The following is a 13,109-nucleotide window of genomic DNA, read 5'->3' as shown; positions in this document are numbered from 1 at the left end:
CTCCTGACTCCTAAGTAATTAAAATGAATATCATACACTAATTCACTAACGCCTCTTTTTTTTTGATAATGCTTGGTCTGGTGTTGAGTAGTTTAAGCTTCAGTTTACCCTTACCCAGTTGAATACTTCTACCAACTTATATCTTATTGTATTTTCAATTATTCACACTCAAAATAATCCAATTTTTTTACAAATCTTCATTTTTTGATCGGTTCTATATCAATCTAAATTGTATTGCTTATGATTCACATTTTTGTGATTTGAATGAAATTACAGCGTTTTTTATGACCTAAAGAAATACGTTAAGTCAGCTTTGCTAGAGGCATAAATAATCAGGTATATTTTTGCTGTAAACTCTATATTAGAGCGGAACTAAATTCATTAGTGAATCAAGGTAAAAAATGTTTTTTAGGTTTAGAAAGACAGTAAGCATTCAACTATTAGTAAGTCAGCACTTCCTTCCGAATGCTACGCAAACAGCAGTTAGTAATGAATAATTACTTCTAAGGTTCAGGAAAGGGACTTTGGCAGCAACTTTTATTCAAACTCAATTTCAAAGGTTGCTTTTACCTTTACCAAAATTAATAGCTGACGGCTGAATGCTTAGGAAAGATAAGAGAGTAAAGGTTTCCTGATTTAAATCCCGATCATTTATTTGTAGGATTTCTATTCCAACTTATACCTTCTTACCTTTTTCCTCCTTTGTAAAGTAATTTTATCAATTCTGACACTAAAAAAAACAAAAACCTAACTATAGATTCTTATTTAATTTATATCACCTCAAAAACAACTTTTTCCGGTGAGAATGCAGTAATTCAAACTCCTGTTTGCTTACTTGTTCCAGCATATAAATTATATGTTGTGGTCGTAGTAAAGTTCCATCATTCTGATAACTTCCTACATAACGAAGAATGCCATATATTTTAGCGTCCCATTTCGTTTCTAAAGAAAAAATATCAGTGGTTGAATACTCTATATACTCCAACTCAAATAAGCGATCGCGTAAGTTAATAACTTTTACTTTGCCTGACTTAGTTGTTTGTTCCCACAGAATTGACTCACTATTATTAATTACCTCTACCCACTTTTGCCAATTTGGCTTTTCTTCAGTTGTTTGATTGTAGAAATTTTCTGTTAAATTTTCTGAAGATTCAGCTATTTTCCGGACCTTCAAAACATATTCTGCTTTCTCTAATATCTGAGATACAGAAGGACTCTTTACCTCTACTTCTTCAACCTTATATATGGGTATATCCGTTGGTAAAGCAGCTCCCAATTTATTTTGAAATGTTACCACATCCATTGGTTCTGTCAACTCAAAATCCACAATTTCTCCTGTGCTAGTTGTTCCAAGAGATAAAGCACTAGCCGGAATAATTCGTGGACTTGGATGATATCCGCCTGAAAAAGCAATAGGTATAGAACTGCGACGAACTGCACGAGCGAATAGTCGAGCTAAATCTAAATGACTAACTAAAGCCATTTCTCCCAACTTCCCTAACCACACTCTTAGACGTTGTACCTTATTCTGGTTTGGCACAAATTGACCATCAAATTCTGGAATAGGCAAAGGCGGGACTACAATATTATGACCTAAATCTGGACCACATACACCACAATGAGAACAAGTTGCGAAAAAGCAGTCCGGAACAGTTATTGCTGCTAAAGCTTTGTGTAAATCTTCTTTGAGCCAATTTTTATCAATTCCAGTCTCTATATGATCCCAAGGTAGAGCTTGGTCAAGTCGAGATGATAAATTTTGAGCAGAAGTAATTTCAGTAGAATTTTCTGTATTATGAAATACATTCCACTCACCATTTTCTACTTGGCGATATTTCCAACTCAAGTCTGATTCTGCAATAGCTTCACTCCATGCAGCAAAAGCTCTGTCCAAACTTTCCCACCAAGAGTCCATTCCTGCTCCTCGTTCCCAAGCACGGCGAATTACGGATGCTAGACGGCGATCGCCTCTACCTAGAAAGTCTTCCATTGCTGAGATACGAACATCGGTATAATTTACCTTTACACCTTTCATTCTTCTAAATTCTGCCTTCAGTAATTCTTGCTTACGTTCAAATTCAGCTACTGAGACAGAATGCCACTGAAAAGGTGTATGAGGTTTTGGAGTAAAGTTGGAAATTGTCAGAGTCACCTGTAGTTTCTTCCGACCTTTAGTCCTACACTCTTGTTGTAACCAATGAACTGTTTCTGCAATACCCAATACATCCGCATCAGTTTCACCAGGTAAACCAATCATAAAATAGAGCTTAACTTTATCCCAACCTTGTTCATAAGCGGTTTTGACTCCTCGCAAAAGTTCTTCATTTGTCAATCCCTTATTAATAATGTCCCGCATTCTTTGGGTGCCTGCTTCTGGTGCAAAGGTCAAACTACTTTGCCTCGTACCACCAATAATATTGGCAATATTTTCATCAAATCTATCAACTCTTTGACTGGGTAGAGATAGAGAAATATTTTCATCTTTGAGGCGATTTCTAATTTCAGTGCCCACTGCTGGCAATGCTAGATAATCAGAACAACTTAGGGAAAGTAAAGAAAACTCATTATGTCCAGTAGCTCTCAAACCCTTTTCGATAGTATCTACTATTTCTTCTGGTTCTACATCTCTTGCTGGTCGAGTCAACATTCCTGGTTGACAAAAGCGACATCCTCTGGTGCATCCACGTCGTACTTCTATTACCAGTCGGTCATGGACTGTTTCTACATAAGGAACTAAACCTATAGAATAAGCTGGCATGGGAGCGGCCACTCGGCGCAATATTTTTTCTGGCACATCCTTACGAATGGGGAATACAGAACCATCTTTAGCCATTTCATAAAATTGTGGCACATACACCCCAGGAATTTGGGCTAAATCTAAGAGTAATTCTTCTCTAGTTAATCCATTAGTTTTCCCTTGCTCGACTATTAGTCCAATTTCTGGCAGTAACTCTTCTCCATCTCCTAAAGCAATAAAGTCAAAAAAGTCTGCATAGGGTTCTGGGTTTGAAGTTGCTGTTTGACCACCTGCAAAAATTAAGGGATAGGTTTGTTGTGCTTGAGGAGAGTGGGACGTTAATTTTCGTTCTTGCCAAGTGAGGGGAATACCTGCCAAACTTAGCATCTCTAAAATATTTGTAGCTCCTAGTTCATAACTGAGGCTAAATCCTAGAATATCAAAGTCAGTGAGCGATCGCCTTGATTCAACAGCAAATAGTGGGGTATCTGTAGCTCGTAATTTCTGTGCTAAGTCTGGAGCGGGTAAATATGCGCGATCGCATAGTTGTTTTGGTTGAGAGTTTAAGATATTATAAAGAATTATATGTCCTAAATTAGAAGCTCCTACTTCATAAACTTCTGGATAGGTGAGTACCCAGTGGACTTGAGTGTTGTCCCAAGGTTTATGGAATGCTCCCAACTCATTACCAAGGTAACGAGCAGGTTTTAATATTTCGGATGTTAGTAAATTCTCTACTGCTACTGCCACTATTCGTACCTAACTTGTATTTTTTGGACACACATATTTCGGCGTTGCTGAAATATGTGTATGATATTAATCTTAATTACTTAGGAGTCAACCCACCCCTAACCTCTCCCAGGAAGGGAAGGACCGAGTCAGGAGGGAAGAAAGAAGAAGAAACAGTAGTAGAAGGAGAAAGTTTTTTACTCGCGCTCTTATCCTGACATGATATCGTACCTCAAATCAGCAATGCCCATATTTCAAGATAACACCAAAAACTTACTACTGGCGTGACACGCCTAAAACTGTGTAATAGATTTTTGTTTCTAGTGTCTTTATCTACCATCTCCCCATCTCCCCATCTCCCCATCTCCCCATCTAATCCACCATTTTAGCTGTGTCACGCCACTACTGTGAAATTCTGATTTACAGATGACAAGTTACTGCTAATTTCAAGTCCAAATGATTCATATCACTCTCTTGTCTAGGATTAGATCACCTACAAGAGTAAGCATTTAGCAGAGAATTTAATTATGTAGGGTTTTTCTATTAGCAATGGAACCAAAATGTATGATTCAGAAACTTGTATCTAAAGCTCTTTATTTTCGCAGACTGACTCCTGAAATCGAAAATCAAATCAACTTAGAGTTGACACGACTTGGCTATATTTCTGATGTAGATTATGAAGCATTAGAATTATTAATGGAGGAGATGGATGCAGGCAGAGTCCAGCTTGTTCCCAGTATATAAACTGCAAATCATTTGAATTTTATTATGGTTGAAAATTTCAGATGTTTAACTGATATCTAACATCTATCAATTGTTGGTATTTGGTATATTATGTAAGTCTTTGATAGATAGCCTTGGTCTTTGAAAAATAAATGCTTTAATGGGTATAATTATTTAGTTGATTGTATCTGAGTCTAGTGAGTTAGTTGAATTATGATTATATTTTTTGTTAGGGTGCATAAATCTGAATTTTATATATAATTTTGATATTTTATCTAGATTTTGTGAAGTAGATTTATTTTATGTAGTTGGAGATAAATTTAAGAAGCATAAGTTAGGTGTATTAGGTTGAGATTTTGAGTGTTGATTAATTCTTTATTTGTTATTTTCATGCTATCTTCTCTACATCATTAACAGTTCTAAGCTTAATAAGTTTTCATAAAAATTTTTCATCACTAAATCCAGTTGAGATAGACCAGACAAAAGTCTACTATAATCCATCTCTATCAAGCTTTTTTCCATAATATACTTGGTCTATAGTAATCATATTTGGTATAACTTTAGTCAAATTCAATAACCTCTAATATTATGTCTCTTTAAATAACCACAATAAAAAATTTAGAGAGTAGGAAGTAGGGAGTAGAGAACAAGGGGAAGTTTGAAGAATATTATCTCTCATAAAGAAGAAAATTTTTATTATGGCTAATTAATGAGATTTAATATAACTCACAGTTAAATTTTTGGTAAAATTATCAATATATTTAATAACTATAGTATTTTTATCATTTTCTTTGTGGGTTTAATACCCCACCGTCTACACGGTGTTCAAAATTACTTGGGGTGAGAATCCCCATGTAATTTTCCTCCTGTCTCCTGTCTCCTGTCTCCTGTCTCCTGTCTCCTTCTTCAAAGCAATTCCCAAGAAGCATGAGGTACAAAATTTATTTTTTTTAGGGAGTAGGGAGTAGGGAGTAGGGAGTAGGGAGTAGAAAAGAAGAAAAACAACTGTACCTCAGTAACTTGAGAAACGCTATATTTGAGATGTAAATTATAGATTGAGGTTTTTTCTTATTAAAAAAAGCGGGCAGATTGAGTACTTATATCCTTGTGTTTGCTACTATTTAATACTGCTTTCCCTCCTTTACTATTCCCTCCATACCTTTTTCACAGCACTTGCTCTCCACATCCTAGTGTCGCTACCCGGAAGTTAAAAGTCATGCATTTAAAAGCGAGTGCTAATTGGCGAGGTTTCCTCAGAATGTAAGACGCACATCTGACAGTCAATCATTTTTGATTTGTAATTGTTTTAGGATTTTGTAAATAGTTTTCAACTAATAGTTTGGGTTGAAATATATTTTATAGCAGTCCTAAGGAAAGGAGGCGGAAAAATCGAAAACTTAAAACTCAGACAACGTAAGATTTTTCCTGATTCCTTCTTGCTTATGCTATAAATTATCTTTCTCTTGGTTTCAGTAGAAATCTAAACAGTTTGCGGAGCATTCCGTCAACAAAAGCTTTTTAATCTAAAAGAATAAAAAGCTTTTGTTGTAAAGAATAGTCTATTCAGTAAATTCTAATTTGTTAGATAATAATTTTAATTAAATCTACAAGAATAAAAAAAATCTGAACATTTTTAAATTTTTACTTTTGACTTGGAAAAACTCCTGACTCCTGTTTAATTTGATAAGATACACTTTGCTATTGTAGATTAACTTAGTTCAGGAGTCTATATAAATCACCATGCAGCTTGCCAAAAGGTTAGAACGAATACCACCTTATCTCTTTGCTGAAATTGACCGTAAACGGAATGAATTAGTTGAAAGAGGAGTTGACATCATTAATTTGGGGGCAGGAGATCCAGATCGACCCACACCAAAACATATTATCCAGGCAATGCATGAGGCAATTCAAGACTCTACCAATCATCATTATCCGCCCTACAAAGGTATAAAGGAATATAGACAAGCAGCAGCAGATTGGATGAAACGTCGGTTTGCCATTGAAGATTTAAACCCAGAAACAGAAGTAATTTCTTCAATAGGTTCTAAAGAGTCAATTCACAATACTTTCCTAGCTTTTGTCAACCCAGGGGATTATACCATAATTCCTGACCCTGGCTATCCAGTTTATCGCACCTCAACAATTTTTGCGGAGGGTCAACCCTATCCAATGCAGCTTCAGAGTGAAAATTGGTTGCCAAATTTAAAGACTATTCCTCAAGAAGTGGCTCAAAAAGCAAAATTGTTGTGGGTGAATTATCCTAATAATCCTACTGGTGCGACAGCTAATTTAGATTTTTTTCAGGAATTAGTAAACTTTTGTCGCCATTATGACATATTACTATGTCACGACCATGCTTATTCTGAAATGGCTTATGAAGGTTATAAACCTCCTAGTATATTACAAATTCCTGGTGCAAAAGATGTAGCAATTGAATTTCATAGTTTATCTAAGTCTTACAATATGACAGGATGGCGAATTGGTTTTGTAGTAGGAAATAGTTTAGGAATAAAAGGATTAAGTCAAGTTAAATCTAATGTAGATTCTGGAGTATTTAAAGCAATTCAAAAAGCGGCGATCGCTGCTTTTTCTACTACTGAAGAAGAGTTGCAAAGTTTAGTAGCTGTTTACCAAAAGCGAAGAGATATTCTAATAGAAGGTTTACAATCTTTAGGGTGGCCGATTAAACCTAATTTAGCAAGTTTATATGTATGGGTTCCGGTTCCCAAAAATTATACGTCTCAAGAATTTGTTAACTTATTGTTAGACAAATGTGGCATTATCGTGCCTCCTGGAAATGGATATGGTGCTTCTGGAGAAGGGTTTTTTCGTATTGCGTTAACAGTGGAAGAAGAGCGGATTTATGCAGCATTAAAAAGAATGAAAGATGCAGGCATTAGTTATCAATTAAAGCAAGAAGGAAGAGGGAAGAGGGAAGAGGGAAGAGGGAGGAAGGTTATTAAGCAAGAAAAAACTTAAATTTCCTGTAGATATTCACCAAAGAATAAGGTCTGAAGCCTCCCCCTTTCAAGGGGATAAAAAAATGGGGATAAAAAAAATAAAGTTCAATATTTCAAACCCCTGACTTTCCTGCGGAATGCTGGGCAAACAAGTAGAGGTACTGATAACTGAAATAACCTTTGGGTTTACACAAATAATTGCCTTCGGACATGATATTAAGGGTGAAAAAAACTGATGATTTTCAACTAATAAAGGAAGAAGGAGGAAGGGTATTGAGCAAGAAAAAAACTTAAATTTCCTGTAGATATTCATCAAATAATAAGGTCTGAACCCTCCCCCTTTCAAGGGAATAAAAAAATAAAGTTCAAGATTTTAAGCCTCTGACTTTCCTGCGTAATGCTGTGCAAACAGGTAGAGATACTGATAACTGAAATAACCTTTTGGTTTGCACAAACGATTGCCTTCGGACATGATATTAAGGGTGAAAAAACTGAGTATTTTCAACCAATAATTGTGTTTGAAAAAAAAAAAATTACCAAATAATTAAGGTTTAAAACCAAATTTATAAATGTTTGCTACAAATATCTAGAGTATTTCTTAGGAGTCAGAAGTCAGGAGTCCTATGGGAATGCCTTTAATACGATTTTTTAGGTCGTAAATTATCTTTTTTTTCAAAGGGACATCTCCTGTAAAATCTTTTTATCGTTCTTACTATTCGTAACATTCTTTTTGAAAATTGGTATCAAGCCTCTTTTGAGTTGAAAAAAGTGCTAGATATCACGCCCAAAACCCTCAAAAAGTTACCATCAAAGGCAGGGGGGATTACAGAAAAATTTAGTAACTTGATATTCTGCGGAAAAATCTGCAACATAAATAGCTTTAAGATTTTGAACGTCTTTAGCTTGATTAATATTTACTTCAATTTATGAGGAATTTATTCTGAGATATTTATCGACATTTCTCGTACTTTGAACTTCAACCTGTTTATTATCAATCCACTGATAATATGTATATGGTTCTTCTACTACATAACGAACTTTTGGAGCCATTTGTTCGAGGCGTTCTCCTGCCACACCCGCAGCAATTTTGGCAATTTTTGCTTGTTCCCAATGATGATAACGATTACTGATAGTTGAACAGAGAAAAAATCCTCCCACTAACAAAATTAAAACTAGAATTAGATGTGGCAGCTTTTTCAGTAAACTTGAATATTGAGACACTAATTCATTAATCAAAATATTTGGTTCTGATTTTTGATTACGGATAGTAAAACTGATAATAGCTATACTTAAACCAAAGAAACCAATGAAAATAATTAATATCAGAGATAGTTTCAGAATGTGATTGCCAAATTCAATTAATTCTTGGGGATGAGTAAGATCGGGAATATTGGGAATGCCTTGAGTAGATTGCCACATATTTTAAAAGTATAGTAGGTTTTAAGTCTTAAATTATAGTTCTTAGGTATGGGGTAATTCTGCAAAACTTAACGACAGGAGATAGTTGATTAAATCAACATTATTAATTGTCCGTCTGGAAAGACTCTATAGCAATTCTAAATAGGCTGTAAAAACTCAAAAAATAGATAAAAACTCTGAAGCTGTTACTCCGTTTGTATATTGTTTTTCAGAGCTGTTGCGTTTTTCAACGTTATTTTTTACATAACCAAAATAGGACTACTATAATAATAGCTACAAATTTAAAAATTTAATTCCGCTACTCTAACTAATTTGAATTAACAATTTTGTAAGTAGGCTAAATTTATGGAAAATCAGACATTAGAAAATCTTTTTAACTCCGCAGTAAAGAATTATCAAAAAGGAAATTTAAAATTAGCGAAAAAAATCTGCCATCAAATCTTAGAAAGAGATACAGAAAATTGGCAGTTGCTGAATTTATTAGGGGTTATTGCTGGTTTAGAGGGGCAAGCAAAAGCAGCATTTGCCTACTTTGATCAAGCTGTGAAACTGAATCAAAATAATGCCGAAATCCATAGTAATTTGGGTCTGGCACTGAAGGAGAACCAGCAACTTGAAACAGCCATTAAACATTATCAAAAAGCTATTGAACTTCAACCAAATTATGCTGAACCGTATAACGGTTTAGGGAACATATTTTTAGAGCTAGGAAAACTTACAGAATCTCAACTTGAAGCTGCCATTGAATATTATCAAAAAGCCCTTGAACTTAAGCCAAATTATGCTCAAGCATATAACGGTTTAGGGAACATATTTTTAGAGCTAGGAAAACTGGTGGAATCTCAAAAATATTATCAACAAGCTCTGAAATTAGATAAAAATCATGCAAATGCTCACTTTGGTCTGGCAAGTATCTTGCTGAAACAAGGAAATTTTATTCAAGGATTTAATGAATATGAATGGCGTTGGCAAAAGAAAGGTTTTAGCTCTCGTAATTTCTCTCAACCTCTGTGGGATGGTTCAAATTTTCAGGGTCAAACTTTGTTAGTTTATACCGAACAAGGATTAGGAGATTCCATTCAATTTATCCGCTATATTCCTCTAGTGAAAAAACTAGGAGGGCGGGTAATTGTTGAATGTAATCAAGCAGGACTAAAATTATTATTTACTACTGTCTCAGCAATAGATGAATTATTTGTTAAAGGTGAAACTTTACCAGATTTTCACCTGCAAATTCCATTAATGAGTTTACCTCGAATTTTAGGAACTACCTTAGAAACTATACCTGCTAAAATTCCTTATTTATCTGTTCCTGAATCTACTGATTTTCAGATGCCACCTGCTCCAGAAAAAAATCTCAAAATCGGCATATGTTGGCAAACAAAGAGTAACATTAACACCAGTCAAAAACGCTCTTGCCCAGTTGAATATTTAGAGGGAATTCTCAGTATAGGTAAAGCTAATTTTTATATTTTACAAAAGGAAGTATCTCCAACAGATTTAGAATGGCTGAACTGTCAAACTCAAGTATATAATTTAGGTTCATCTTTTAAGAATTTAGCTGATACAGCAGCAGCAATAAAACAATTAGATTTAGTAATTACAATAGATACAGTTATTGCTCACTTGGCAGGAGCATTAGGTAAACCAGTTTGGATTTTATTACCTTTTGTGTCTGATTGGCGATGGATGTTAGATAGAAATGATAGTCCTTGGTATCCGACAGCGCGATTATTTAGACAGGCTAAAATAGGAGATTGGGATAATGTATTTGAACAGGTGAAAGATAATTTAAAACATTTCCTGGAGAATAGTTATCCTCAAAAGCAAATATCAAAAACTATGGATATAAAATTTGATGATAGTGAAATCAAACAAGCTTTCAAAAAATACCAATTAGGAAACTGGGAAGAAGCAACAAATATTTGCCATAAGATTATAAAAAGACAGCCTAATAATTTTTTAGCTTTAGAACTTTTGGGTATATGTGCTTATCAAAAGAATGAAATAAAACAGGCGATCGCTTATTATCAAAAATCTTTAAAAATTAATCCTAATTATGCAAAAACTCATAATAATTTGGCTGTTGCACTTAAAAATAATCAGGAAATTGATGCTGCACTTAATCACTATCAAACTGCAATTAAATTGCGTCCTAATTATGCTGAGGCATGGTATAATTTAGGAAATATTTTGCAATATCAAGGTCGATTTGAGGCAGCTATTGATCATTATCAAAAAGCCCTTGAACTTAAGCCAAATTATGCTGAAGCATATAATAGTTTAGGGAGTATATTTTTAGAGCTAGGAAAACTTACCCAATCTCAAAAATATTATCAAGAGGCTATTAAATTAGATGAAAATCATGTCAATGCACACTTTAGTTTATCTAGTATCTTGCTGAAACAAGGAAATTTTATTCAAGGATTTAATGAATATGAATGGCGCTGGCAAAAGAAAGGTTTGAGTGCTCCTAATTTCTCTCAACCTGTGTGGGATGGCTCAAATTTTCAGGGCAAAACTTTGTTAGTTTATACTGAACAAGGTTTGGGAGATTCCATTCAATTTATTCGCTATATTCCTCTAGTAAAAAAATTAGGAGGGCGTGTCATTGTTGAACTTAATCAAGCTGGGTTGAAATTATTATTTACGACTGTTTCAGGAATTGATGAATTATTTATTAGAGGTGAAAGTTTACCAGATTTTCACCTGCAAATTTCATTGATGAGTCTACCTCGAATTTTAGGAACTACCTTAGAAACTATACCTGCTGAAATTCCTTATTTATCTGTACCAAAGTTAACCAATTTTGCCATCCCACCTGCTCCTGAAAAAAATCTCAAAGTAGGGATATGTTGGCAAACAAGTAGTAACGCTAACACCAGTCAAAAACGCTCTTGCCCAGTTGAATATTTACAGGAAATTATCAGTATAGGTAAAGCTAATTTTTATATTTTACAAAAGGAAGTATCTCCAACAGATTTAGAATGGCTGAACTCTCAAACTCAAGTATATAATAATGCTTCATCTTTTAATGATTTAGCTGATACAGCAGCAGCGATCCAACAATTAGATTTAGTAATAACAATAGATACAGTTATTGCTCATTTAGCAGGAGCATTAGGTAAATCAGTTTGGGTAATATTAAATTTTGATTCTGATTGGCGATGGATGTTAGATAGAAATGATAGTCCTTGGTATCCGACAGCGCGATTATTTAGACAGGCTAAAATAGGAGATTGGGAGAATGTATTTGAACAAGTTGGGGAAAGTTTAAAAAAATACCTAGTGCATGATTATTCTGCGGAGCAAATGCCAAAAATTAGGGAGACAAAATTTACCGCTGCTCAGATAAAACAAGCTTTGGCAGAATACAAGTCGGGAAACTTTCAAGAAACAGCAAATATTTGTCAAAATATTATTCAAAAGCAGCCCCATAATTTTCGAGCTTTAGGAATTTTGGGTTTATGTGCTTATCAAGCAGGTGAAATAGAGCGGGCGATCGCTTATTATCAAGAGTCATTAAAAGTTAATCTTAATTATGCTCAAACTCATAATAATTTAGCTGTTGCACTTCAGGATAAACAGGAAATTGATGCAGCTATTAAACATTATCAAAAAGCTATTGAACTTCAACCACATTATGCTCAAGCATATAACGGTCTAGGCTTTATATTTTTAGAGCTAGGAAAACTGGTGGAATCTCAAAAATATTATCAACAAGCTCTGAAATTAGATAAAAATCATGCAAATGCTCACTTTGGTCTGGCAAGTATCTTGCTGAAACAAGGAAATTTTATTCAAGGATTTAATGAATATGAATGGCGTTGGCAAAAGAAAGGTTTTAGCTCTCGTAATTTCTCTCAACCTCTGTGGGATGGTTCAAATTTTCAGGGTCAAACTTTGTTAGTTTATACCGAACAAGGATTAGGAGATTCCATTCAATTTATCCGCTATATTCCTCTAGTGAAAAAACTAGGAGGGCGGGTAATTGTTGAATGTAATCAAGCAGGACTAAAATTATTATTTACTACTGTCTCAGCAATAGATGAATTATTTGTTAAAGGTGAAACTTTACCAGATTTTCACCTGCAAATTCCATTAATGAGTTTACCTCGAATTTTAGGAACTACCTTAGAAACTATACCTGCTAAAATTCCTTATTTATCTGTTCCTGAATCTACTGATTTTCAGATGCCACCTGCTCCAGAAAAAAATCTCAAAATCGGCATATGTTGGCAAACAAAGAGTAACATTAACACCAGTCAAAAACGCTCTTGCCCAGTTGAATATTTAGAGGGAATTCTCAGTATAGGTAAAGCTAATTTTTATATTTTACAAAAGGAAGTATCTCCAACAGATTTAGAATGGCTGAACTGTCAAACTCAAGTATATAATTTAGGTTCATCTTTTAAGAATTTAGCTGATACAGCAGCAGCAATAAAACAATTAGATTTAGTAATTACAATAGATACAGTTATTGCTCACTTGGCAGGAGCATTAGGTAAACCAGTTTGGATTTTATTACCTTTTGTGTCTGA

The 13,109-nt window shown here is 34.4% G+C and carries 7 protein-coding genes; 3 read left to right on the top strand and 4 right to left on the bottom strand.

From position 1 onward, the window contains the following. Positions 1 to 775 precede the first annotated feature (775 nt). Both F6K27_RS10340 and F6K27_RS10335 read right to left on the bottom strand, forming a co-directional pair. The gene (locus tag F6K27_RS10340; RefSeq protein ID WP_287275886.1) at positions 776 to 3,487 is read right to left on the bottom strand and encodes a TIGR03960 family B12-binding radical SAM protein; all 2,712 of its coding nucleotides are present in this window, start codon (positions 3,485 to 3,487) and stop codon (positions 776 to 778) included. A gap of 211 nt (positions 3,488 to 3,698) precedes the next feature. After that, on the bottom strand, positions 3,699 to 3,830 hold the full coding sequence (locus F6K27_RS10335) for a hypothetical protein (RefSeq protein WP_287300862.1): 132 nt from the start codon (positions 3,828 to 3,830) through the stop codon (positions 3,699 to 3,701). 200 nt (positions 3,831 to 4,030) lie between these two features. Between F6K27_RS10335 and F6K27_RS10330 the strand changes: the two genes are divergently transcribed. Next, positions 4,031 to 4,210: a hypothetical protein gene (locus tag F6K27_RS10330; RefSeq protein ID WP_287242750.1), complete on the top strand. Its 180-nt coding sequence runs from the start codon at positions 4,031 to 4,033 to the stop codon at positions 4,208 to 4,210. A 761-nt stretch (positions 4,211 to 4,971) separates the two neighbouring features. Here the strand turns inward: F6K27_RS10330 and F6K27_RS10325 are convergent. Then, positions 4,972 to 5,118 carry a hypothetical protein gene (locus F6K27_RS10325; RefSeq protein ID WP_287300861.1) on the bottom strand — a complete coding sequence of 49 codons (147 nt, stop codon included), beginning with the start codon at positions 5,116 to 5,118 and terminating at the stop codon, positions 4,972 to 4,974. Positions 5,119 to 5,929: 811 nt separating this feature from the next. Here F6K27_RS10325 and F6K27_RS10320 point away from each other — a divergent pair. Beyond that, positions 5,930 to 7,168, top strand: coding sequence for a pyridoxal phosphate-dependent aminotransferase (locus tag F6K27_RS10320; protein ID WP_287275885.1), 1,239 nt, complete (start codon positions 5,930 to 5,932; stop codon positions 7,166 to 7,168). Positions 7,169 to 8,073: 905 nt separating this feature from the next. On the opposite strand, the gene F6K27_RS10315 is transcribed toward F6K27_RS10320, so the two are convergent. After that, positions 8,074 to 8,568, bottom strand: coding sequence for a hypothetical protein (locus tag F6K27_RS10315; protein ID WP_287275884.1), 495 nt, complete (start codon positions 8,566 to 8,568; stop codon positions 8,074 to 8,076). A 345-nt stretch (positions 8,569 to 8,913) separates the two neighbouring features. Here F6K27_RS10315 and F6K27_RS10310 point away from each other — a divergent pair. Further along, positions 8,914 to 13,109, top strand: a 4,196-nt coding sequence (locus tag F6K27_RS10310; RefSeq protein WP_287275882.1) for a tetratricopeptide repeat protein, incomplete at its 3' end; no start/stop codon positions are given.

The sequence above is a fragment of the Okeania sp. SIO2F5 genome, assembly GCF_010692685.1.
Taxonomy (GTDB): domain Bacteria; phylum Cyanobacteriota; class Cyanobacteriia; order Cyanobacteriales; family Microcoleaceae; genus Okeania; species Okeania hirsuta.
This window is presented reverse-complemented; position numbering and strand designations above follow the sequence as displayed.

Coding starts and splice junctions, on each gene's coding strand:
- F6K27_RS10335 (WP_287300862.1), bottom strand. CDS start 3,830: ATGGGGAGATGGGGAGATGGGGAGATGGTAGATAAAGACACTAGAAAC.
- F6K27_RS10330 (WP_287242750.1), top strand. CDS start 4,031: ATGATTCAGAAACTTGTATCTAAAGCTCTTTATTTTCGCAGACTGACT.
- F6K27_RS10325 (WP_287300861.1), bottom strand. CDS start 5,118: ATGCTTCTTGGGAATTGCTTTGAAGAAGGAGACAGGAGACAGGAGACA.
- F6K27_RS10320 (WP_287275885.1), top strand. CDS start 5,930: ATGCAGCTTGCCAAAAGGTTAGAACGAATACCACCTTATCTCTTTGCT.
- F6K27_RS10315 (WP_287275884.1), bottom strand. CDS start 8,568: ATGTGGCAATCTACTCAAGGCATTCCCAATATTCCCGATCTTACTCAT.